The sequence below is a fragment of the Desulfoscipio sp. XC116 genome, from assembly GCF_039851975.1.
GTDB lineage: Bacteria > Bacillota > Desulfotomaculia > Desulfotomaculales > Desulfallaceae > Sporotomaculum.
Genome location: NZ_CP156660.1, coordinates 1,322,178 through 1,345,633, shown reverse-complemented (window position 1 = coordinate 1,345,633; position 23,456 = coordinate 1,322,178). Strand labels below are relative to the sequence as shown.

General features: G+C 45.6%; 19 protein-coding genes, 1 tRNA gene and 1 riboswitch. Of the genes, 16 read left to right on the top strand and 4 right to left on the bottom strand.

What is annotated here, in order from left to right:
• Window positions 1-95 precede the first annotated feature (95 nt).
• The 6 genes from polA (at window position 96) to ABDB91_RS06320 (ending at window position 6,392) form a co-directional block, all read left to right on the top strand.
• A complete protein-coding gene (polA, locus tag ABDB91_RS06345) occupies window positions 96-2,747 on the top strand; it encodes a DNA polymerase I (RefSeq protein ID WP_347491545.1) in 2,652 nt (883 codons plus the stop codon).
• Between the two features lie 2 nt (window positions 2,748-2,749).
• Window positions 2,750-3,580, top strand: a complete 831-nt coding sequence (gene mutM / locus ABDB91_RS06340; protein WP_347490757.1) for a bifunctional DNA-formamidopyrimidine glycosylase/DNA-(apurinic or apyrimidinic site) lyase — start codon at window positions 2,750-2,752, stop codon at window positions 3,578-3,580.
• 514 nt (window positions 3,581-4,094) lie between these two features.
• Window positions 4,095-4,760, top strand: coding sequence for a sporulation membrane protein YtaF (ytaF, locus tag ABDB91_RS06335; RefSeq protein WP_347490756.1), 666 nt, complete (start codon window positions 4,095-4,097; stop codon window positions 4,758-4,760).
• A 269-nt stretch (window positions 4,761-5,029) separates the two neighbouring features.
• Window positions 5,030-5,647 (top strand): dephospho-CoA kinase, encoded by a 618-nt coding sequence (coaE, locus tag ABDB91_RS06330; RefSeq protein ID WP_347490755.1) that lies wholly within the window; start codon window positions 5,030-5,032, stop codon window positions 5,645-5,647.
• The gene (locus tag ABDB91_RS06325; RefSeq protein ID WP_347491544.1) at window positions 5,613-6,185 is read left to right on the top strand and encodes a lytic transglycosylase domain-containing protein; all 573 of its coding nucleotides are present in this window, start codon (window positions 5,613-5,615) and stop codon (window positions 6,183-6,185) included. Before coaE ends, ABDB91_RS06325 begins: the two co-directional genes overlap by 35 nt.
• Before the next feature lie 124 nt (window positions 6,186-6,309).
• Window positions 6,310-6,392, top strand: a tRNA-Leu gene (locus ABDB91_RS06320).
• Between the two features lie 394 nt (window positions 6,393-6,786).
• Here the strand turns inward: ABDB91_RS06320 and ABDB91_RS06315 are convergent.
• Window positions 6,787-7,245 (bottom strand): acetoacetate decarboxylase family protein, encoded by a 459-nt coding sequence (locus ABDB91_RS06315; RefSeq protein WP_347490754.1) that lies wholly within the window; start codon window positions 7,243-7,245, stop codon window positions 6,787-6,789.
• Window positions 7,246-7,880: 635 nt separating this feature from the next.
• Between ABDB91_RS06315 and ABDB91_RS06310 the strand changes: the two genes are divergently transcribed.
• Complete coding sequence (locus ABDB91_RS06310) at window positions 7,881-8,516, top strand: hypothetical protein (protein ID WP_347490753.1); 636 nt, start codon at window positions 7,881-7,883, stop codon at window positions 8,514-8,516.
• 224 nt (window positions 8,517-8,740) lie between these two features.
• On the opposite strand, the gene ABDB91_RS06305 is transcribed toward ABDB91_RS06310, so the two are convergent.
• On the bottom strand, window positions 8,741-9,490 hold the full coding sequence (locus ABDB91_RS06305) for an SDR family oxidoreductase (protein ID WP_347490752.1): 750 nt from the start codon (window positions 9,488-9,490) through the stop codon (window positions 8,741-8,743).
• A gap of 386 nt (window positions 9,491-9,876) precedes the next feature.
• Between ABDB91_RS06305 and ABDB91_RS06300 the strand changes: the two genes are divergently transcribed.
• Window positions 9,877-10,227: a DUF3795 domain-containing protein gene (locus tag ABDB91_RS06300; protein ID WP_347490751.1), complete on the top strand. Its 351-nt coding sequence runs from the start codon at window positions 9,877-9,879 to the stop codon at window positions 10,225-10,227.
• A gap of 234 nt (window positions 10,228-10,461) precedes the next feature.
• On the opposite strand, the gene ABDB91_RS06295 is transcribed toward ABDB91_RS06300, so the two are convergent.
• Window positions 10,462-11,274 (bottom strand): alpha/beta hydrolase, encoded by an 813-nt coding sequence (locus ABDB91_RS06295; RefSeq protein ID WP_347490750.1) that lies wholly within the window; start codon window positions 11,272-11,274, stop codon window positions 10,462-10,464.
• 410 nt (window positions 11,275-11,684) lie between these two features.
• Here ABDB91_RS06295 and ABDB91_RS06290 point away from each other — a divergent pair, with 410 nt between their 5' ends.
• The 8 genes from ABDB91_RS06290 to ABDB91_RS06255 all read left to right on the top strand — a co-directional run bounded on the left by ABDB91_RS06290 (window position 11,685) and on the right by ABDB91_RS06255 (window position 20,890).
• On the top strand, window positions 11,685-12,959 hold the full coding sequence (locus ABDB91_RS06290; RefSeq protein ID WP_347490749.1) for a hemolysin family protein: 1,275 nt from the start codon (window positions 11,685-11,687) through the stop codon (window positions 12,957-12,959).
• Between the two features lie 228 nt (window positions 12,960-13,187).
• Complete coding sequence (locus ABDB91_RS06285; protein WP_347490748.1) at window positions 13,188-14,525, top strand: hemolysin family protein; 1,338 nt, start codon at window positions 13,188-13,190, stop codon at window positions 14,523-14,525.
• Between the two features lie 758 nt (window positions 14,526-15,283).
• Window positions 15,284-15,733 (top strand): hypothetical protein, encoded by a 450-nt coding sequence (locus tag ABDB91_RS06280; RefSeq protein ID WP_347490747.1) that lies wholly within the window; start codon window positions 15,284-15,286, stop codon window positions 15,731-15,733.
• 199 nt (window positions 15,734-15,932) lie between these two features.
• Window positions 15,933-16,502 (top strand): spore coat protein, encoded by a 570-nt coding sequence (locus tag ABDB91_RS06275; protein WP_347490746.1) that lies wholly within the window; start codon window positions 15,933-15,935, stop codon window positions 16,500-16,502.
• A gap of 625 nt (window positions 16,503-17,127) precedes the next feature.
• Window positions 17,128-18,348 carry a sugar kinase gene (locus tag ABDB91_RS06270; protein ID WP_347490745.1) on the top strand — a complete coding sequence of 407 codons (1,221 nt, stop codon included), beginning with the start codon at window positions 17,128-17,130 and terminating at the stop codon, window positions 18,346-18,348.
• Window positions 18,326-19,027 (top strand): phosphoribosylanthranilate isomerase, encoded by a 702-nt coding sequence (locus ABDB91_RS06265; protein WP_347490744.1) that lies wholly within the window; start codon window positions 18,326-18,328, stop codon window positions 19,025-19,027. Before ABDB91_RS06270 ends, ABDB91_RS06265 begins: the two co-directional genes overlap by 23 nt.
• Window positions 19,024-20,058 (top strand): zinc-dependent dehydrogenase, encoded by a 1,035-nt coding sequence (locus ABDB91_RS06260; RefSeq protein ID WP_347490743.1) that lies wholly within the window; start codon window positions 19,024-19,026, stop codon window positions 20,056-20,058. Before ABDB91_RS06265 ends, ABDB91_RS06260 begins: the two co-directional genes overlap by 4 nt.
• Before the next feature lie 25 nt (window positions 20,059-20,083).
• Entirely contained in the window at window positions 20,084-20,890 is an 807-nt protein-coding gene (locus ABDB91_RS06255) for a fructose-bisphosphate aldolase (protein WP_347490742.1), read from the top strand.
• Between the two features lie 110 nt (window positions 20,891-21,000).
• Here ABDB91_RS06255 and ABDB91_RS06250 read toward each other — a convergent pair whose 3' ends face one another.
• Window positions 21,001-22,899 carry an APC family permease gene (locus ABDB91_RS06250; RefSeq protein ID WP_347490741.1) on the bottom strand — a complete coding sequence of 633 codons (1,899 nt, stop codon included), beginning with the start codon at window positions 22,897-22,899 and terminating at the stop codon, window positions 21,001-21,003.
• Between the two features lie 267 nt (window positions 22,900-23,166).
• Window positions 23,167-23,296: riboswitch (cyclic di-AMP (ydaO/yuaA leader) on the bottom strand.
• Window positions 23,297-23,456: the final 160 nt, after the last annotated feature.

Sequence of the window (23,456 nt, the reverse complement as noted above, 5' to 3'; positions counted from 1 at the left end):
AAACATATTACTAGCCGAAAGCCTGCAGGTATTTTGTATCTAACCGGTGAAAATACTGATTAGAACCACTATCAAAACTAAAGGCAGGTGCCGGTATATTCATGAACAAATTTCTTATTATAGATGGCAACAGCCTGATCCACCGGGCTTTCCACGCCATTCCCCCGCTGACCACCAGTGATGGCACAATTACCAACGCCGTATATGGATTTACCAATATGCTGTTTAAAGTGCTGCAAAAAGTAGAGCCCGGTTACATTGCCGTGGCCTTTGACAAAGGCAAAATTACCTTCAGACATGCAAGCTACGCAGATTACAAGGCCAAACGCAAGGCAACCCCGCCCGAGCTACGCAGCCAGTTCCCCCTGCTGAAAGAGGTGCTGCGCCATATGCGTATTCAAACCCTGGAACTGGAAAACTACGAAGCGGATGATATTATCGGCACCCTCACCAAATTGGCCGAGGGCGAGGATATAGAGTCGTTTGTACTTACCGGCGACCGGGACGCCCTGCAGCTGGTTTCCCCGCGGGTGCGCGTATTGCTCACCAAAAAAGGCATCACCGAAATGGAAGAATACGATGAGGGGGGAGTCTGGGACCGCTACGGGGTCAACCCGCCGCAGATTATTGATATTAAAGGACTGATGGGAGATGCGTCCGATAATATCCCCGGTGTGCCGGGCATCGGCGAAAAAACCGCGCTCAGGCTGATTCAGGAACACGGTAGTCTCGAGGATGTAATTGCCGACCGGGAAAAACTGCCCACTCGCTGGCGCAACAAGTTAACAGAACACCAGGACCAGGCGGTATTATCCAAGAAACTGGCCACCATCGACCGCCAGGTACCGTTAAATATAGAAGTTCAGCAATTTAAATGGCCGGGACCGGATTACCCGGCACTTTTGGACATATTCAGCAAGCTGGAGTTTAAAACCCTGGTCCACAACATTATGGACAAAGCAGGCCACAGCGATAAAACAGGCAAGCTGCCCGGCCAGGCCGCCGGTGGGCCGGATAAGCTGGATACTTACAGCGTGGATTATCAAAGGGTGTCTTCAGCGGAAGAATTGCTGCAAATAAGAAAAGCAGTCAGCACATCCGGCCAGGCTGTGCTGGAACTTTTGGGCACCCGGGAGACCGGAATTAGTCAGGCGGCCCTATCCGCCGCTGTTGGTGATATCATCTACCTGCTGCCGGTCAAGGAAAAAGCTGAGGCACTGGATGCCATAGCAGATATTTGTGCCGACCCGCAGATAAAAAAAATCTGTGCCGACGGCAAAGAGGTTCTATGGCTGCTGCATCGCCACAACCGCACCATGCAGGGTCTGGCATTTGATATTCAGCTTGCCGCCTACCTGCTTAACCCCAGTCTGTCACAGAACACATTAACCGACCTGGCCCTGCAGTATTTACAGCTGGTTTTGCCCACCGAGGGAGAAGCCGCAGCGGCGGCCCGGGTGGATGTGCTGGGGCGCCTTGCGCAGCTGCTGCATCAAAAAATGGTGGAAACCGATATGGATAGGCTGTACTACGACGTTGAACTGCCGCTGGTGGCAGTATTGGCGGATATGGAAATGGAAGGGGTGGCTGTGAACCCTCCGATATTAAGCAGCATGGCGGAGGAAACGGGACGGCAAATTGATCTGTTGGTACAGGAAATTTACCGGCTGGCCGGTGAACAATTCAATATTAACTCGCCCAAACAACTGGGAGATATACTATTCAACAAAATGGAACTGCCGGTAATTAAGAAAACCAAAACCGGTTTTTCCACTGATGCCTCAGTGCTGGAAGAACTGGCCCCGTCTCACGATATCGTGGCTAAAATTCTGGCTTATCGCCAGCTGGCCAAATTAAAATCAACCTATATTGACGGTCTGTTCGGGCTGATTAACCCCACCAGCGGCAGAATTCATACCACCTTTCACCAGAATGTAACTGCCACCGGACGGTTGTCAAGCTCCAATCCCAATTTACAGAACATACCCATTCGGCTGGCAGAAGGGCGGCTGATCAGGCGGGTATTTGTCCCCTGCCAACCAGGCAACCTGATTCTTACCGCGGATTATTCGCAAATTGAGCTGCGCATACTGGCGCACATGTCCGGAGACTTAAACCTGGTCAATGCGTTTAATGAAGGTCAGGACATCCATAGCCGCACCGCCGCCGAGGTGTTTGGCGTACCTATGGAGCAAGTAACACCGGAAATGCGCGGCCGGGCCAAAGCGGTCAACTTCGGCATTGTGTATGGTATCAGCGACTTTGGCCTATCCCGGGATATTAAAGTCAGCCGTGCTGAGGCGGGCCAATACATCCGCAGTTACTTTGAACGCTACTCGGGTGTTAAAGAATTTATCGACCGCAAAATTGCCGAAGCCCGGGATAAGGGTTACGCCACTACTTTGCTTAACCGGCGCCGCTACCTGCCGGACATTTTAAACCGCAACCGGGTCATCAGAGCCTTCGGCGAGCGCACGGCCATCAATACGCCAATCCAGGGCAGCGCTGCAGACATAATTAAGCTGGCAATGGTAAGAATACATAATGAATTAAAAAGCCGGCACATGGCCACAAAAATGATATTACAGGTACACGACGAACTTATCTTCGACGTGCCTCCCGAGGAATTGCCTGTGATAAAGGATATGGTAAGGGAATACATGGAAAACGCCCTGCAGCTGGATGTGCCGCTGGTCGTGGATTTAAAGCTGGGCCCCAACTGGTATGACGTTAGAAAGGTGCCGTAAACATGCCGGAACTACCCGAAGTTGAGACAGTAAAAAGAACTCTGGAAAAGAAAATAGCCGGGCTTACTATAAACGGCGTCAATATAATGATGGCTAAAATTATCCGGGAGCCCTCGCCGGAAGAATTCAGCGCGCAAGTTACGGGCCGCAAAATCACCCGGCTGGGACGGCGGGGCAAATACCTGCTGCTGTATTTAACCGATGATAATGTGCTGATTATACACCTGCGCATGACCGGACGCCTGGTTTACACTGCACCGGACGAACCGCTGTCCAAGCATACCCACGTTGTCTTTTTACTCAGTGACGGTCATGAACTGCGTTTTATTGATATGCGCCAATTCGGACGCCTGCAGTTGGCCCCGCTGCAGGCTTTAGACCGGGTCAAAGGGCTAAAGGACCTGGGTCCGGAACCTTTGGGGCAGGAGTTCTCCAGGGATTTTTTGCGCCGGGAACTAAAACGCAAACGGGTGCGTATTAAATCACTGCTGCTGGATCAAACCTTTATTGCCGGCCTGGGCAATATTTACGCTGATGAAGCTTTACATCGAGCCCGCCTTAATCCCCAGCGCACGGCCAATTCACTGTCTCCCCGGGAAATAGCCGGCCTCTATCACTCTATCATAGCAGTGCTGCAGGAAGGCATTCAAAACCGGGGCACATCATTCAGGGATTACGTAGACGGCGACGGCCGCAGAGGCAACTATCAGGAACTGCTGCGCGTGTATAACCGCGAGGGCAGCCCATGCCCCCACTGCGGTACTGCTGTTGCAAGAATTAAGATAGGCGGACGCAGCTCATACTTTTGCCCCGCCTGCCAGCGGGAGCAATAATATAAAGACCGCTTCCAGCGTTCAGTATGGCACCGGCTTTTAATTGTTCCAGGCAACAATAATAATGCATGCCTTTTAATGCAACGTCAGAAGAAAAATGATTATTGATCAAATTCCAAGAGGGGCTGTCGCACAACGGGCTAAATAATTCATAGTGCGGCAGCTTTTTGTAAGGATACCGGATTATTATCGGAATAATTGGTTGAATCTAAGAAGGGGAGCGTCGCTTACTACTTCAAGAAAGTAGTAAGCGACACTCCCTTCCTATTTTTACCCCGGTGGGGTAGAATCCCCACCTGAAGCTCCGCTGTTCAGCTTTAACTGAACAAGTTTACCTTGAGGATGAAAAGCAGTTCACGTTATATAAATCTCGGTTGCAACTGGATGCTGCCGCCGCTTTGCTGTCGTTAACCCGTACCGGGATGCCCAAATGCACACTTAAACTTTCCCCACCATAGTATGAAAAGAAGTTATGAAAAGAACAAAATTTATAGCGACAAGGGGGGAAAGTCATATGGAGCTTATCGCTCTGGCAGTGTTTGCGCTGGCGCTGAACATGGACTCCTTTGCGGCAGGCGTGGCCTATGGGGTGCGTAAAATAGAAGTACCTATCACATCCCTGGCTATTATAAGCATTATGTCCATGACGGCCATCACCATTTCCATGGTGCTGGGCAACGCAGTAGCCGGTTACTTTTCCGCAACCTTTGCCCACAGGCTGGGCGGGGTTATTTTACTGTTTATCGGAGTGTGGGTGCTGATACAATCCCTGCAGGAAAACCGCAAAAAAGCTCGGGCTAAATCCGCCGGAGAAATGGAAAATGAAGCTGAAATACCCGACCCGATGCTACAAATCCATATCCGCTCGCTGGGACTGGTTATTCAGATCCTCCGGGAACCATACCGGGCGGACCTGGACCGGTCCGGCATAATCTCGGGGCGAGAAGCAGTGCTGCTGGGCCTGGCCCTGGCCATGGACGCCTTCGCCGCAGGATTTGCCGTATCCATGCTGGGCTTTAACTTACTCTACACCGCTCTGATGGTGGGTTTGGGGCACTTCGTACTCACCTACCTGGGCCTGCTGACCGGTATGAGCGTGGGAACCAATGGTCTCAGCCAGAAAGTCACCACCTTGCCCGGTTTCATACTCATCGCTTTGGGGCTCTTCAAAATGCACTAAGTAACTATATAACGGCCATAGCAATCATCACATAAGACAAAAATATCATCCAATAACAATGCACATTTGCTACCCTATACAACAACAATATACACATAAAATAAAAATATCTCTTAACACTAATTCAAGCTTATTAACGATATCCATCCACCTACTCGCTACGTCCGGCGCAAGCCGGACAAAAATTTTTATCTAATTTCGACACGAATAGCAGGACAGATTAAAACCCGGGAGAAATATTAATAATTGTTCTTGGGGAGGAATAAGATATGCTAGTAGTTGGACTTACCGGCAACATCGGCAGCGGCAAAAGCAGCGTGGCCCGTTTTCTAAAGGACATGGGGGCCAAAGTAATTGATACCGACCAGGTGGCCAGGAACGTGGTGGCCCCGGGCACGCCGGGATTACAGCAAATCACGCTACATTTCGGCACCGGCGTATTAAATGCCGACGGCACCTTGGACCGGCCCCAAATGGCGCAAATAGTCTTTAATAACCGCCAGGCTTTAGAACTCCTCAACTCCATTGTACACCCAGCCATTAGAGCCGAGGTATTAGAGGCTATCACAGATTATAAAAATATTCCCGACGCCCCGCTGCTGGTTATTGAAGCACCCCTGCTCATTGAAACGGGAATGTATAAATTAGTGGACCAAGTCTGGCTGGTCATCGTGGATGCTCAAACACAGATCCAGCGGGTGATCGAAAGAGATGCCGCCACCGCAGAGCAAGTAGCCGGTCGCCTGGCAGCCCAGATGCCCCAGACAGACAAGCTTCCCTACGCTCAGAAGGTTATCGACAACAGCGGCACCCCCGAGTCTACCTTACAACAAGTGCAGCAAATATGGAGTGATGCAATTGACCGCCCACAAGCGCAGGCTGAATAAATTTAGATTCACTTTATTTATACTGCTTATAGTAGTAATTTTTAATTTTACTAATATAATGAAACTACTTTACCCCATGCCTTACAGCGATAAAATATTGAAATATGCCGCCATGGCCGAGGTTAACCCGTATTTTTTAACCGCTATCATGAGAACTGAAAGCAGTTTTGACCCTGACGCTGTTTCCCCCAAAGACGCCAGGGGTCTGATGCAGATCATGCCGGATACCGGTGAATGGATAGCTAAGCAAATCTATCTTAACCCCTACCACCCGGACCTGCTTTTTGACCCGGAAACCAACATCCGGCTGGGTGCCTGGTACATCGCCAATTTAGAGGATGAATTCGCCGGTAATAGAATAATGGTACTGGCCGCCTATAACGGCGGACGGGGCAATGTGCGCAAATGGCTGGAGGAAGATAAAATATCCGGCGGCATCTCCGACATAGCCGTGATCCCCTTCCCGGAAACCAAAAACTTTGTGCGCAAGGTGCTGTGGAATTACAAGGTATATACCTGGCTTTACGACAGGCAGTGATCAACATGTTCGTGTGCAGTCTTCGAATGACACGAAAGCCGCCGCAATAATTTGGCTGGTTAGATATACACTCTTGACAAACCGGGGACATAATCATATAATTTTATTTGCCATGACAAACTATGTCGGAGTGGCGGAATAGGCAGACGCGTACGTTTGAGGGGCGTATGGGCGACCGTGCGGGTTCAAGTCCCGCCTCCGACACCAGGAAAGCCCGATATAACGGGATTTGAGGCCAAACGTGAAATTAACACGTTCGGCCTTTTTGTTTCTGAACGTACGCGTAAAACGTATGCGTAGAAAACGTATCCGATAGAAACGTACGCGTGCCCTGTAAGTAAAATTACAGGGGGTTACAATCATGGCAAGACGGAGAAACTTACTGAACAGTGGTTTAGAGACTACTGTATAATGTTGGTGCGGGTTTAAGGCTATCGGAGTTGTTAAGTATCAGCATGGAAGATGTCGACCTGCAACAGTGAAGAATCAAAGTTATGGGCAAGGGTGCGAAAAAACGCTATGTATTTTTTAATACCATAACCAAAGACACATTAAAACGCTACATGGTTAAAACTGGACCTCCGGACTGGAGACGGGGACGTTAAATACCTGGACCCCGGTATTCCGGACCGGTATCGGAAACGCCATAGCTATTTAACGGAAAAGCGGGGAATTTTCGAGGACATCCAGCGAGCATTCCGGATTTGGGCCAGCCCTGAATCAACCCGCGCATCATGGATTTATCTTGACTTACCCAGATAAAGGGACAATATGCAATAGGCTTACCCTCATATCGTGCACTGAGCAGAAATAGCGTTTCCCTGTACTGGCTGCAAACGGGGTCCATGTATTCTTGATCACTGGCGTACTGCCAGTCCATAAAGTATACGGCGCAGCGGGCAGATTCCAGTTCCAAGCCTTCCGGCAAAAATGCCGCCGCTTTCGCTTCGTCCGTTTCATACTCCACAACCAGGGCATCTCCGGCAAAATGCCAGGGCGGTTCGGACAGCAGGCTGGATTTTCCCAAGGGGGTACGCGGCTGTGTATATCCTTTAAGCATAACTATTCTCCTTTATTTTTATTGGGAAACTTATTCATAATAATACTGGATACCCGCCGTGTTTTCTTGTATGATGTTGCTCTTTTATGCCATTTCGCAAAAGCTCTTACTTTGACAAAAAAGAAGTCCTGCAAGCCATATACTACGTTGCCGAAACATAATTTAAGAGCTTGTCAATTAAGCTAATATAGACTAAATTATCTAATTGAGGCAATGCCTTGCGAGCTATCAAACCCCATTTTATAGTAATATTCGTTTGCCTCGTACCACAACCGGATACCACACATTGTGAGGATATTCGAACGTAATTTAACTTTTAGCAAAAGAGGGTGTCGCAAAACTACTTTCTTAGAGTAGTAAGCGATACTCCCTTTCCTAAATTCAGCCAATTCCGATAATAATTTGATACCTTTATAAAAAGCTGCGGCACTATGAACTATTTAGCCCGTTGTACAACAGCCCCTTTTATTTTTGATAACTCCACCAAGCCACCGTAATATACATACAATAAAGCATTATTTAGTTTGAATGAAAATACATTCCTTTAAGCCAATATCCCCCAAAAATGATGAACAGACATATTGCTTTTAGAAAAAAGTAATAATAACAAGATATTTAAGGTAGGGAGGATCTTTATGAGAAAAATTGAGGATCTATTTAAAATAAGAGATAAACTTTTACTAGCTGCTTTTGCAGGTCCTATAGCAGCTTTAGCAGCCGACTTATCGCTGTATCTAATTAATCAAGCCATACCAGGCCAAAACGTAAATATGCCTCAAGTTACAATGGAATTTTTTTTAAATAATGAAGTTGCCCAATCTCTTTCAATAAAAACACTCGGCGTAATTTGGAGTACAATTGTTGGAGGAATTTATGCATTGCTTTATGTGGCAGCCCTGGACTTAACCGGATGGAATAATCTTTGGTTGAAAGCTATTATTATCGTTAATAGCATTTGGTTATTAGTTGCAGGGTTTATAATGAATTTATTAAATATTGCCGATTACGCCCGTAACGAACCATTATCTATAACTGCATTTTATATTGCTCATATACTGTTTGCCACTTACTTATATTTACTTGTTGATAATTTTGCTCAACAAAGTGTATTAAACAGAAACTACGTTGAAAAGCAATCAACCAATTTAGAAATATTCAATAAACATAAAATTAATAAAGATCGCTTAATTCTAAAACCAGCTAAAAAGATTTTACAACAGGATACAGATGTTCGTTTTGTTAAAACGATTAAACCTAAAAAAATAAAATAACACAAATAACTATTGTCCAGTGAGTTCGGAGCCAGTGATAGGATGATGTGCTATTGTCTTCTTTAACTACGATTTCTTAAGGAGCCACTAAAGCCCTCACTTAGACGTTGCCGGTAAAATTAAATACTCTTGTGCTCGTGAACATTTTAAGCGGGTAGGCTACCCATTAGCAATTACACTTCTTGGTTGCTATATGTTGTTTTTTTATAGGCTCAAATTGACTGTCAGGTAGACAGTCCCCCGTTTACTCCAATGAACTGCCCTGTTATACCACCTACGTTATCAGCTAAAAAGAACATGATGGACTCCACCACTTCTTCTATCTCAATCCTCCTGCCAATCGGAATATTAGAAATTGGTATCCTACCCCCTTCTGGTATTGTTCCTGCTTTTTCTGTACTTCCAGGTGCCACCATGTTTACTGTTATCCCGTATTTTATTTCTTCCAAGGCTAAAGTTTTTGTTAAAACTGTCAAGGCTGCTTTGTGCACCCCAAAAGGCCCAACACCTGCAACCCCTTTCAAATAATCATTTGATGATGCTCCAATATTTACAATGCGGCCAAATTTTTGCCGCCTCATAACAGGTATAACTAATTTCATTAATTGGAAAGGAACATTTAATATAATGTCCTGGGCTTTTTCCCATTCTTTCAAACTGCAATCATGTATTGTTTTATAAACATTTAAACCAACGTTATTAATCAAGTAATCTATCCTGCCAAATTCCTCGTATATATTATTAATATAGATGGGCAGTTTTACAATATCACAAACATCAAACTTCTCAATGTGATATCTAATATTCATCTTTTGTGCAATTTCCGCAAACTCTTCAGCTGCCTTTTCATCTTCATGATAAACCGTTGCTGTATTCACTCCAGCTTCAGCTAATCTGATAAATAAACCCTTGCCAATTCCTTTTGTAGCTCCCGTTATTACAGCTACTCTATTTTTCATATTATTATCCTCCACTCTGCCGCCTCCCGATTAAAGCATATTCTTATTTATTATAATATGTATTTTACATCCTTCAGCAATCATTATGCTACAATACAACCATACTGTTCACCGGCAAATCCCATGTTTTTTACTTAAGGTTCTGTGTACTTTTTATGACAGCCCGCTTGATATTGCAACATATAAATGTTGCTTACAGTACCATTGGCATCACCCACTCAAAAAGAAAAATCCCGTATTTCTACGAAAATTTAAGTCTAATTGTATTACAGTATGCCTGTATAATACAATAAATCTCGCCAATAGAATGCGACAGATTATGGCCTTTATTTAAATAGAATTTTAAAATATAATAGCCATAAGTTAGATATTCTGACAATATGTTTAAGGGAGAGAAAAATATGATAGCATTTTGCGGAATAGATTGCACGAAATGCGAAGCTTTCACTGCAACACAGAAAAACGATGATAAGCTACGCGCCAAGGTTGCCAAAAACTGGTCAAATCACTATAACGTTAAAATACTGCCGGAACAAATTAATTGTAGTGGTTGTTTATCGGATGGTATTAAGACATATCACTGTGAGTATATGTGTAAAATTAGAAAGTGTGCAAAAGGGAGAAATCTACAAACATGTTCTAAATGTAATGATTATGCATGTAGTAAGCTTGATGAGGTATTTAAATACGTTCCGGATGCAAAAAAGAATTTAGAGTATAATTTAGAGTATATTAAAACAAAAAGTGAATAATTTTTATTTTATACCATCTCCTGTTCATAAGAATTTAAAAAACCACCGCATACCGAACGATACACACGGTGTGTGGCAGGGAGACTACTCAGCTAATGGATAGCCTCCCTACCCTACCCGACGATTTCTCGCTTTCATATTTTCACAGACTCTCTTACCCTTAGACTTGCGACATGTACATTTAGCACCTTATTCTTTACTGACGGCAGATTAGGCTGGATTCAACAACTTGTGTTATCCAATAAATTGTATCAACTCCTTGTTGAATTTGTCACGCTCATCGTAAAATAATCCGTGGCCACTGTATTTAAACGGTACAAGCTTGGAATTTTTTATTCCCCGGTTTTGTGCTTCGGCCAGAGGGAAAAGACAAACTCTGTCATGAATACCGTGAAGAATTAATGTAGGAACGTTTATTTTTCCGAGGTCGGAAAATAAGCCTTCTTCGTCCAACCAGGAGAATGCAACCGCTGCGGTGGCCCAACCTGCCGCCTGAAGTCCTAATTGAAAAAACCAAGCCGAGAAAGGCTTAGTCACATACTGGAAAAAAAACATATTTCCGAATTCCTGCAACATATTAGGACGGTCTTCACATGTTCCCTGAATGATCTTATTTACGTCTTCTTTTGTTAAACCATAAGGGAAATATGGACGCTGAATAAGACTGGGAGCCGCAGCCGCAAAAAGGGCTAGCCTGGATACCCCATATCCATTGTGACGGGCCATATATCGAATGGCAATAGCTCCCCCCGTAGAGTGCCCTCCGAGTGTAAAATCACGTAAGTTGAGTGCTTCAACCACACCTCGAATATCATCTGCCATTCGATCGTAATTGTAGCCTCTCCAAGGTTTATCGGATTTACCAAATCCTCTGCAATCCATTCCGATGCAACGATATCCCATTTGGGGAAGCTTATTAAACTGATATTCGAACATTTTATAATTTGCCGGCCAACCGTGTATAAATAAGATTGGCTTCCCATTCCCCGGGTTAAGGTCTTCCACGTAAATATTCACATCTTGTTCTACTCTAACAAAGTAACCCAAGCTAATCCCCCCATTTTGCAACAGTTCCTTTAGAATATATTATTCAGTTGGACAAAAACGGGTGAGATCTTTTAGCCCGCGGATTGTTCAATGCAGCAAGAAATAGTGAAGAAATATATTTCAATTTGAATGTCCCTCTCCAAGCGATCAGAGCGCATTTGCATTATCAACAAAAAATCTTCACTTGATTCAAAAAACTATTACCAGAGAATAATAGATCAATAGTTTAAGATGACAGCGGATGTGCAATATTACTGAAGATACCTTTTGCTACGAATAAAACGCCACTCAATACCAGGATGAGGAAAATCTTATTAAAATATAAAATAATATACCGTTTTGCATATGAATAAATAATTTCATACATGCTAAACGTAAAGCGCAAAAATTATTATGTAAAGGTGTTTAATTTGGAAGTCAATTGGACGGGTTTATTGCTTATATTTATACTCATATTATTTAATGCTTTCTTCGCTGCCAGTGAAATAGCTGTGCTTACCACACGACGGGTAATAATAGAACAACTAAAAAATGACGGAAACAAATCGGCTCAAGTACTTATCGGGTTAATCGAAAACCCCAGCCTTTTTCTGGCAACCATTCAGGTTGGTATAACACTGGCCGGATTTTTGGCCAGCGCAACTGCTGCGGTTGGTTTATCAACAGCTATGGCACGTGAACTTAGGGAAATCGGCATTCCGACAGGTATCTCCAACACTCTGGGGGTATTAATCGTCACGGTAATCATCTCTTACATAACATTGGTTTTCGGGGAACTGGCACCTAAGCGTCTGGCCATGCAGTGGTCCGAAAAAATTGCATTGGCAGCGGCAAGACCTATCAACCTCATCGCCAAAGCAACCATCCCATTAACACGTTTTTTGACTTTTTCCACAAACGTAGTTGTAAGGTTGCTGGGCGGGAATCCCCAGCAACGAGAAAAAGAAATAACGGAAGAAGAAATTCGGCTCTATATTACAGAGCACAGAACCCTCCCGGAAGAAGAAAAGCGTATGATTGAAGCTGTCTTTGATTTTGGCGATCGGATTGTGCGGCAGGTTATGGTACCAAGAACCGAAATTTTTTATTTAGATGCCGATGAAAGCATTAAAGAGGCTCTGGAAAAGGCTTGCAAAGTCTGTTACTCTGCATTCCCGGTATATAAGAGTAATTATGAAAATGTAGTTGGCATGATCGGAATTCACAATCTGGCTTGTGAGTTCTTAGTGAATCAGAACCGCAAGGTGGAAGACATTATGTCATCAACTTTGCTTGTACCTGAGACCAAGCATACAGTGGAATTGTTAAAAGAGTTTCGACAGAAAAAGTTGGGTATGGCTGCCGTTGTAGATGAATATGGCGGCATTGCAGGGATAGTAACTCTCGAAGACCTGGTGGACGAAATAATAGGCGATATTATTGAAGACCAAAGTCACATTATCAAAACTTCGGAGGGTCAGTGGTTAGTGGAAGGTGATACACCAATTGAGGATATCATAGAAGCACTTGACTTAAAAAGCATCTCACCTGATGCTGAATATGAAACAATCGCCGGGTTTATGCTTGAAAAATTGGGACACCTGCCTGTAAACGGCGAAACTTTATCTTGGGCTGGATATATGTTTCAAGTAAGAGAAATGGGCAATAGAAGAATAAAAAAGGTGCTAATCAGCTCCAAATCGTAATTACAATCGTATCGCACATTGCCAAAGACGTATCCGGTTGCGAGTGGGCGAGATAAAGGACAAAATCAGGGGCTTACCTGCTATAATAGGAACCAGTGGGTTTTAGAGCGGTCATATTGACCGGTTGAGGGTTTTGTTTAAATTAGTTAACCTGCTAATATATATGATAATATAAATAACAAAGCAAAAGCCCAAAAATATATTTTGAGGGGGATTGGATAAGTTACTATGGATGACGGATTGTCATTCAGTATTATAACCGCGCTTCAAATAATATTGGCTCTATTTCTAGTACTTTTAAACGGCATCTTTGTGTCCGCCGAATTTTCATTCGTCAAGGTTAGACCTACGCGATTGGCACAACTGGTGGAAGAAGGCAACAAAGCGGCTAAAACCGCCCAGTGCTGTGTTAAAAACATTGACGCCTACCTATCGGTATGTCAGCTCGGCATTACCGTTTCCAGCCTTGGCTTGGGCTGGCTGGGTGAACCGGTAGTAGCCAAACTCCTTGAGCCGCTGATGTTCTTATTGGGCATCACCTCCGCGACTGCTATTCACTCCATTTCCTTTGTCATAGCTTTCTCTTTGGTTACTTTCATACACGTGGTTTTTGGCGAACTCGTGCCTAAATCACTGGCCATCCAGCGGGCTGAGACAGTCACCTTGTGGCTGGCAATGCCTATGCGGTTTTTTTATCTCATCTTTTACCCGGGCATTGTAGTATTCAACGGCACCGCCAACCATATTTTAAAACTTTTTAACGTAAAGCCCGCCAGCGAACATGAGGAAAGTCACAGCGAGGAAGAACTGCAAATGCTGGTGCAGGAAAGTTACCGCGGCGGACACCTGGATAAAGAAGAATGGCGACTGCTGCAAAACGTATTTGATTTTGAAGATAAAGTGGTGCGGGATGTAATGGTGCCCAGACCGGAGGTAGTATACCTGGATTTGACCAAGTCTATTGAAGAAAATATAGACATTGCCAGGAGATCCGGTCATACCCGTTTTCCCCTTTGTGAAGGCGACCGGGATAATGTGTTGGGGTTAATCCATATTAAAGACCTTTTCCGTTTAGAAGCAGAGGGAGGTTTAAATAACGTGCGCCGCAATATTATGCTGGTACCTGAAGGTATGCCGCTGGGGCAACTGTTGCATAACTTCCAACAGCAACATCAACATATGGCTTTGGTTGTAGACGAATATGGAGGAACCGCCGGTATCATCACGATGGAAAACATACTGGAGGAACTGGTGGGAGAAATCCAGGATGAATTTGACCAGGAACAGCCGCAAATTATTACTGAGGATGAAAAAACCTACCTGGTAGACGGTCGGCTGCTATTGGATGAGGCCGCACAAAAATTTAACCTGCCGGTAAAGGATGAGCAGGAATATGATACCCTTGCCGGGTATATGTTCGGCCGTCTGGGCAAGAGACCTCGAGTCGGTGACACCGTGGAGTTGTCTGGGTTTAAGCTCGAAGTTGCGGAGATTAATCGCCTCAGTATTCGCCGCATCAGGCTGCGCATACTGGATGATACGGAATTGATTAATCAAGCAGTATAAGTCGGTAGTCCATCATTTTCACTGCCCCACTAGCAACCATCAGCAAATTTAAAAAAAGAAGCCCGACTGGATTGCGAGTTGGGCTTCTTTTTGTTTTAGTTATTGTTCATACCCGCGACAATCGCTGCCGATTGTATTTACCCGGCACTTCCGCTGCTTGTTCAGTACTCAATTTGCAAGAAGTAACGAGGAAAAAGTTATGTACATGTAACCGGCAATACCGCGGCAGAAACTGCCGGCACCGCAGTTTTGGTTAATTGTACCACAGTTATAATCCTTTATAGTAATTTTTTGTTCAACACCCGCCACCAAAGCTTCACATCAAAGCTTAACAGCAAGCCTCCACCGACCGACAGACAGCAGGCATCAGACAACGGTCGCGCCAAAAATAAAAATATGCATTAAAAGCTTTTTAAGTTATATACTAAACTTATATTTTGCTTTAAAGTAGCATAACGTTGCCTATTAGACCGCCCAGTCTTATGCCACCCGCTAAAAATACCTGTTTGTTAGAAGGTGACTCCATGTTTAGGAATGTGCCGCCCGGCATACAATGTGCAATAACAGTGCATGTTCAGACTTTAGATAAATCCACAACCAATGACAGAATCAGAAGTCTTTTTAAGGATTTACTTTTTAATGATTTAGATATGGCAGAAAAGATATTTAGGTACGGTAAAACGAAAAATTGGCTTCATCCGGTGCCCAGGTACGAAATCATAAGATCATAACTGTTCAGAAAGGTTGTAAGATATTTTATGGATAGAACATTTAGAGGAGCAATAGCTGGAATTATCGGCGGGTTATCTATGGAACTATGGGACTTATTTTCTTATTATTACTTGGACTTCGGCTCATTTCGTTACCTTGACTGGGCCGCAATGATGATCTATGGAGAACCACCTCAAAGTATTTATGAAACTATAATGTCCTTTACTATGCAAGTAATATGGGCCGGATTATTGGGTATTATTTTTGCCTTCTTTATACCAATAATCAAATCCAGGGGTTATTTACTAAAAGGTATATTTTACGGTCTGATAAGTTTTTTTATTATTTATACGATTCCAGTATTATACCAAGTTCCTCACTTGCATGAGACAGGATCAAACACACAGTTTTCTCATTTTATCGGATCTATAATATTCGGCGCAGCAACTGCAGCCTCTCTTCGCTGGCTAGATAAAATCAACAGGGTCAAGATTTAGTTAATATCCTTACCGATAATGAATAATAGCATCGTGATCACCAAAATTGATATATTACATAATTGCGCAACTGACATCGGCTGACAATCTCTCCGCATTTATTCCACGGAACACATTATTTACTAAAATTCTTTATCATAGAATAGCAACTTTTTAAGCACCATATATGCATAGCTAAAAAACATAAGGGAGTGTTGTTATGAGATTATCGGCTCATGAAGTGCACGATCTGCATGAACTAACGATGAGTTGTGTTAATTCCATTACAAACATGGCTTGCTTTGTTAATCAAGCTCAAGATCCGCAGCTTAAAGCCTTACTTCTAAAACATTTTCCTTTCCATGTGCAGGATTACAATATTAAAGTAGACCTGCTGCAGAAGGCGGGAATATCCACTCAACACTTGTCTGTACCACAAATGCAACAGATTAATTCAATCCAAAGCCAACCAATAAACCCACAACCAGTAACCCCCAGGGTAAACGTTCAGCAATTTAATGATAGAGAAATTGCTACCGCTTATTTATTAACACTAAAACGTGCCGGTCGCGAATATGCATGGGCCGCAATGGAATCTTCAAATGCGGAAATCCGCTCATTCCTTGAAAACGCTTTTCAGATGAGCTCCCATCATGCTTTTGAAGTGTGGCAATACATGGCAAACATGGGATACTATCCTGTTGAACCGGCACAGCAGTCAAGTTTAAACCTATACGGACAAACCTATCAACAAGTTCCGTATCCTCAGAATCAAATAGGATTAACTTAAAAACTACGCTGAGGTCTCAAAATGCCTAATCAGAAACTAAGTCCCATAAGGAAACAACCGTTATGACGACACTCCTTTTTGTTTCCGCTTTATTATAATTTTCGACAATTTTTTCTATTACCTGTGCATAACTTTTCCGGGTCCGATGGTGGCCAACCGAAAAAATGTGTATTCATATTGTCATAACTGCCCGGTCGGTTTATAATAAATTCGTAGCATGGCAGGATGGTAATTAGGGCAAAGTCTAGAATTTTACGATAGTATTGCAGTATGGAATCGGTGTTTTGATCTGAGCCGGTTATTCATACATTGCCTTTGCATACCCCTGCGGGGGTGTTTTTTTGTTATTAAGCAGTCTTAAAACCCTCTGCCCTATGCATCATAAGCCACGCTGCGTCTTTCGGAGCGTGTTTTTTTGTTTTTAGGTACGTTATTAAAGACAAGGAGGCGATATTAAACAGTATCAAGCATTATTAGCGCCAACGAATGTTACAATATTGCTTGCATATAACGCAAATCATCTATGATAGTTGATTATCTATGTTAGTTTGATTTATTAAATGAAACGTTTGCAGGCAGATTAATTTCAATTAATTAATCTATAATCATACGGGAGGATAGTAGTATGGTAATTAACCAGGCGGTTTTGACCCCGCGCAAGCAAACTATTGAAATAGGTATTATCGGTGGGCCCTTTGACCGCATTACCACAATATTGGAGGAATTTGAGCCGGGGCAAAAAGATTTTATCGTTTACCCTCAGGATTTTAGCGTGGAACCCCGAACGGTAGCCAGTGTTGAAGAAGGGGAAGTAGAAGTTACCGTTCCGGCCCGCCTGCACACCTCGGTACTGGATATGAACAGGTTCAATACCACCCGTCCCGGCGGAGGCGGCATCGGCTTTGCCGTAGGTATATACTTTAGGGTACGGGTACGGGCCACCAAAAGACCCGACATAGTGGTTAAAGGACAGCGCACGCTTATTGTCGGACACTTTGCCCGGGTTTTCAAGGAGATTCTGGGCTACACCGGCGGCCTGGAAATCGAGCTGTATGACCACGGACGCCGCCATGTGGGTATGGGTTCCTCCACGGGATCCATGTGCGCAGCCTGCGTCGGAATTAACGAAGTGCTGGGACGGCCCTTCAATAATCGGGAACTGCGACGCATTCTGGGCTTTAACGCCTGTGAGGAAAGCCCACTGAATAATGCCTGCCTGATTCGCGGCTTTGAGACCGGCCTGGGGGCAATGACCGGCATCAACGGCGGCATGGTGCTGGGCACCGATGATATGGAGCTGATTTATCGCATCGCCTTACCCGACACCCGGGCATTGATTGTCATCCCCGATGTGCCCACCCTGGAAGATGAATTTACCGGCAAGGACACCGCCGCTCAATCGGAAGTGGAACTGCTTATGCGCCGGGCCAGGTACCTGGACAACCTGCAGTGCGGCACCAAATCGCAAATCGTTTTACTGGACCTGCTGCCCGCTATGGTCAGAGGCGATCTTAAAGGGATAGGCAACGCGATCTTTGACCTGGCTTTTCTGGGCTCCAAACGGGCCGAATGCGAGCAGCACGGGCTGAGCGGCGCGCCCATTTACCGGTACATCGGCAGCCTGAGGCAAATCGGTGCCGAGGTGGTGGGCATGAGCTCAGTAGGACCCACGGTTTATGCGTTAACCCGCAATGATGAGGTTTACCGGCGCATGTTAAAGTTTTTGGCAGCGGAAAATGTACCGGCCAACAGAATTATCGAAACGCATATAGATAACACCGGCGCACGGGTGTTGGAAAGCGGCAAAGAAAGGACTTATCAGCATGAAGGATGGTTGCAAAGTTAAAATATGTGGGATTACCAATGTTGGAGATGCACTGCTGGCCGCCGGAGAAGGGGCGGATTACCTGGGAGTGGTGGTAGAAGTGCCCTACTCTCCCCGCTCTCTCACTGTTGAAGGGGCCCGAGAAATCTTTTCCCGCGCCCCCCGGCCCGCAGTGGCACTGGTGTACCAGATATCCACGGAGCGGATTCAGTATTTGGTGGAGTCATTGCATCCCCATGCCTTGCAATTTCTTAACCCGGCGCAAAAAATTATCACCTGGTGTAAAAAGGAGTTCCCCCGGATTGAATGCTGGCAGTCCCTGCACCTGCCCCCTGCAGGCGAAGGGTCTAACCGGGAATTTATATCGGCGCAGATAAGGGCCGGCTGCGCGGCGGGTGCCGATGTAATTGTCCCGGATACGGCGGCAGTGGTAGACGGTACGCAAAGGTATGGCGGCACGGGCCGGGTAAGCGACTGGCAGATAGCACGGGAACTGAAAGAAGACTGCCCGGTGCCCGTGTTTTTGGCGGGAGGAATCGACCCGGCCAATGTCGGAGCGGCCATTAAAGCAGTGAACCCGGACGGCATTGATCTCTGCTCGGGAGTTGAGGCACAGCCGGGCAAAAAGAGCCCCGATAAACTTAAAGCCTTGATGCAGGCAGTCAGGGAAGCTAATAACGAAAGGAATGGACAAGGATGAAAGCAGCCGTAGTACATGGTATGAACGATATACGCATTGAAGATGTGCCCCGTCCCCGGCCCGCTCCCGGGGAAGTGATCATCAAAGTGCGGGCTGCGGGGATTTGCGCCACTGATGTTAAAATGCTGCTGGGCCAGGGATTGCCCAAGAACTTGCCCACCATTTTGGGCCACGAGGTTGCGGGAGAAATATACGAAATAGGCCGCGGTGTGTCGGAACTTATCCCGGGGCAACGGGTGGCCGCTTACCCCATTGCAGTATGCGGCGATTGTTTTTACTGCCGCCGGGGAAGGCATAACCTTTGTGAAAGTGAATTCGGGCTGGGGCACGGCGCTGACGGCGCCTTTGCCGAGTTTGTGCGCATCCCGGGTCAAATAGTGGCCATTGGTGGAGTCAGTGAGCTGAAGCCGCAGATCTCCTTCGAACAGGCGGCCCTAGCCGAGCCCCTTTCCTGCTGCCTGGCCGCGGCCAGAACGGCGGATATAGCCGCGGGGGACGTGGCAGTTGTAATCGGCGCCGGCCCAATGGGACTGTTTCACCTGAAAGCGGCGCAATGGGCAGGTGCGCAGGTGATTATGGCCGATGTACTGGAAGAGCGGTTGAACACAGCCCGCCGCATGGGGGCGAACTATTGCATCAATACCAACAATAGTGATTTAGTGTCCCGGGTTGGGGAAATTACCGGCGGACGGGGTGCCGATCTGGTAATTGCCGCATTGGGTATCCCTGCGATAATGGAAAAGTATTTACCTGCCGTGCGCAAGGGCGGCATATTCAATATATTCGGCGGGCCGCCGGCGGGGCAGCCGCTTACCATAGACCCTCGCTGGCTGCACTACGGGGAAATTACCCTTACCGGCACCTTCGCCTCAACTCCGGCAGACTTTCATCTCGCTCTGGAGCTGATTACCAGCGGAGCTATTGAAGTTGAGGACATGATTTCCCACCGCTTCAGCCTGTATAATCTTTTGGACGCGGTGGATCAAGTAAAGCAGCAAAAAATGATTAAAGGCGTTGTGCTGTTCAGCTAGCGCTTTGATGAAAGGGGATTTTCAAATGGACGGCATGCAAATGCGCCTGCGCAGAATATTTCGCGGCGAGACCGGGCGCTCGCTGGTAGTGGCCGTGGATCACGGCATGGCGCTGGGACCCATGACGGGCCTTCTAAACATTAAAGAGACCATTGACCGGTTGGATGCCACGGGATTGGTGGATACCTGGCTGTTAACCAAAGGGATTTTCAAATATGCCTTTAATCCCCGGGGCTGCCCGGGTACCCTGCTGCGCATCAGCGGCGGGGCCACCATTGCGGGACCGGAACTGACCAGGGAGGGGCTCACCGGCACGGTAGAAGAAGGCCTGGCGCTGGGGGCTGACGGAGTAGCCGTGTCGGCTTTTATTGGTTCTCCCTATGAGCATGAAACGCTAATTAACCTGGCCGGGGTAGCCGGGCAGTGCCACCGCTGGAATATGCCCTTGCTGGGTGTGGTGGGAGTAGGCAAAATCAACGAGGACAAAAAGCAAGACCCCCGCTTCATCGCCCTGGGCGCCAGAGTAGCGGCAGAGCACGGCGTCGACCTGGTAAAAACCTATTATACCGAAAGGAATTTTGACCGGGTAGTGGCGGGTTGCCCCGTGCCGGTGCTCATTGCCGGCGGCCCCAAGTGTGAAACCGACCTGGACACTCTGAAAATGGTGCACGGCGCCATCCAGGGCGGGGCCCGGGGCATTGTTATGGGAAGGAATATCTGGCAAAGCCCCCATCCCGAGGCGCTGCTGGCCGCGGTAGACGGTATTATCCACCGGAATCTGGCCGCACAGGAGGCATTCGAACTGCTCGCGGAAAGGCAAAATAACGAATAGTCGTTAAGCAAACCTTTATACACCAAGGCCATTAAACGCCCGGCTAAGAAACGCAGCACCTCTATTTAGAGGTGCTGTGCTTTTTAGCCAATCCCCACAACACTGAAAAACTAACTCTCACCATTCTTGCTGCCATTGGATTTTTTCCGCCTTCTGCTGCCCGGCAGGTCTTCCAGATAAAAAGGCAGAACCGCCAATGTAACATTCCTTTTATCAAACAGGGATCTAGCAATAAAAATACTGGTGTTGTTATGCAGCAATACTTCCCATCTCTTTGATACAATAAACTGGGGCAATAATACGGTTATCATATCTCCCTGTTTGGATGCATGTTCTTCAGAATCAATAAATTCCACAAGCGGGCCGATAATCTCTCTAAATGGAGAAGGCTTAACAAACAGCTCAACATCTGTTTTGAGTTTCGACCATTTCTGTCTCAGTTTATCGGCCTCCCCTTCGTATGGTTCAACGTGGAAGGCAACGACATTGGCTGTAAGGCTTCTGGCATACCTTAAGGCCAATATGACCGAACCGTTAAGACTGGCGATCGGTATTATAAAATGATGTTCATATTTGGCGTCAAGGGACATATCGCTCAAGTGCTCATTGGGAATGTCCAATTGCTTGGCTATAACATTATAGTGGTTCTTTACCTTTAACATCAAAGCAACAAGTATTGGAATCACCAAGAATACTATCCAGGCTCCCGCAGTAAATTTCTCAAAGCCAATAATAATTACCGCTACCAGGGTAATCACCGCACCCACACCGTTAATGATGGCCTTAATATACCAACCTTCAGGTTTTAAGCGAAACCAGCGAAACAGCATGCCAAATTGAGCAAGAGTAAACGAAGTGAACACACCTACCGCGTATAATGGTATAAGCAAGTGTGTATCACCATGAAAAAGAACAACCAGCAGTATGGCCATTAAACCCAGTGCTATGATGCCATTGGAGTAATTCAGCCGGTGTCCCCGCAGGGTAAACTGCCTTGGAGCGTAACCATCGCGTGCAATAACGGAAAACAGGGTTGGAAATCCGGCAAAGGCTGTATTGGCGGCCATTGCCAAAAGAATTGCCGTGGTACTCTGAATGATGTAGTACATCACCCCCCTGCCAAATACATCCGTGGCAATCTGGCTGATCACGGTTTGCTCGGCAGACGGTACGGGATGGTAAATTGTGCTTAGATGGACAATTCCACCAAACGTCAGAAGCACCGCACATGCTAATAGAATATAAGCTTTTTTAGCATTTTTGGCAGCCGGCTCTTTGAAATTAGGCGCTGCATCAGCGATGGCTTCAACTCCGGTCAAAGCGGCACACCCGGAGGAAAATGCCTTAAGAAGCAAAAAGATTGTAACCGCCTGTGTGCCAAATGCTATATCCGATACTTGCGTGTTGGGCAAACCGGCAATATTATCCCCGCCTTTTAAGATACCTGTGAATATAAGTGTTAAAATAGCCACCATAAAAGCATAAGTTGGAAGACTAAACCACCTGGATGATTCTCTTATACCTCTTAGATTGCCAATAACCATAAGAGTAATTATAGTTATGGCTATGGCCACCCGATGTGTCTGCAGCAAAGGAAAAGCTGAAATAATTGCAGCTGTTCCAGCACAGATACTAACAGCCACAGTTAAGATATAATCGATGGATAGGGAAGCCCCCACAATTAGACCGTAAATAGGTTTAAGGTTTTCCCTGGCAACGATATAAGCCCCCCCACCTCCGGGGTATGTTGCAACAATTTGACGGTAGGAGACGGTTAATACCAATAAAAGAAAAATTATAACTCCAGCGATTTCAGGTACCCATAAATATGAAAGCATACCAATTGCCGGTATTAAAGCCCAGAGGATCTCATCCACCGCATAAGCTACAGAAGAGATGGCATCGCTTGCCAGTATTGGCAGGCCCCAAAAAACACTAAATCTTTCATTGCCGAGTTGATTTGTTTCAATCTTTGAACCCAGTATACGGCGACCTAATCCGCCAAACATTTTTCTCCCTACTTTCAGCTATATTTGTAATTGTGAGCACCACTAGCGGAAATAAACAGATAAACCTAAAGGTTGATTCGCCAAAAAACTAAATCCATAATTATAATTTACTTATATCCCTTACCTAATGTACACCTCCCTTAATAGACTCCTTAATAACCTGAAGCTTAGTTTTACCAAAATAAAAAGCCCTGTTGAACAGGACTTTTTAAACAGCACAAATAAGCCAGGCGTTAAAATAATTTTAACAGCACCCGGATTAGACCGTTTAGCCCCTTTCAACGCTGACGAGGTTAGCTGACGGATTCGGGTCGAAAGAGTAACCCTACCCACACAAGTGAGATTCACCCCCAAAAGTTGGTTCCCCCGCTCCAATTGGATTAAGCGTATTAATTTTTAAATTTATATTATCAATACAATAATACTCGTTGGTATAAGAACTGCAATCTGTATTTTAGGTCAATTTACTGTAAAATTTTTAAAAAAAATCATTAAATCTTGGCCAATGCAGGCTTTATTGAGATTATCTATTTTATTAGTTTAATAATTTGCCACTT

Coding starts and splice junctions, on each gene's coding strand:
- mutM (WP_347490757.1), top strand. CDS start 2,750: ATGCCGGAACTACCCGAAGTTGAGACAGTAAAAAGAACTCTGGAAAAG.
- ytaF (WP_347490756.1), top strand. CDS start 4,095: ATGGAGCTTATCGCTCTGGCAGTGTTTGCGCTGGCGCTGAACATGGAC.
- coaE (WP_347490755.1), top strand. CDS start 5,030: ATGCTAGTAGTTGGACTTACCGGCAACATCGGCAGCGGCAAAAGCAGC.
- ABDB91_RS06325 (WP_347491544.1), top strand. CDS start 5,613: ATGCAATTGACCGCCCACAAGCGCAGGCTGAATAAATTTAGATTCACT.
- ABDB91_RS06315 (WP_347490754.1), bottom strand. CDS start 7,245: ATGCTTAAAGGATATACACAGCCGCGTACCCCCTTGGGAAAATCCAGC.
- ABDB91_RS06310 (WP_347490753.1), top strand. CDS start 7,881: ATGAGAAAAATTGAGGATCTATTTAAAATAAGAGATAAACTTTTACTA.
- ABDB91_RS06300 (WP_347490751.1), top strand. CDS start 9,877: ATGATAGCATTTTGCGGAATAGATTGCACGAAATGCGAAGCTTTCACT.
- ABDB91_RS06285 (WP_347490748.1), top strand. CDS start 13,188: ATGGATGACGGATTGTCATTCAGTATTATAACCGCGCTTCAAATAATA.
- ABDB91_RS06280 (WP_347490747.1), top strand. CDS start 15,284: ATGGATAGAACATTTAGAGGAGCAATAGCTGGAATTATCGGCGGGTTA.
- ABDB91_RS06275 (WP_347490746.1), top strand. CDS start 15,933: ATGAGATTATCGGCTCATGAAGTGCACGATCTGCATGAACTAACGATG.
- ABDB91_RS06270 (WP_347490745.1), top strand. CDS start 17,128: ATGGTAATTAACCAGGCGGTTTTGACCCCGCGCAAGCAAACTATTGAA.
- ABDB91_RS06265 (WP_347490744.1), top strand. CDS start 18,326: ATGAAGGATGGTTGCAAAGTTAAAATATGTGGGATTACCAATGTTGGA.
- ABDB91_RS06260 (WP_347490743.1), top strand. CDS start 19,024: ATGAAAGCAGCCGTAGTACATGGTATGAACGATATACGCATTGAAGAT.
- ABDB91_RS06255 (WP_347490742.1), top strand. CDS start 20,084: ATGGACGGCATGCAAATGCGCCTGCGCAGAATATTTCGCGGCGAGACC.
- ABDB91_RS06250 (WP_347490741.1), bottom strand. CDS start 22,899: ATGTTTGGCGGATTAGGTCGCCGTATACTGGGTTCAAAGATTGAAACA.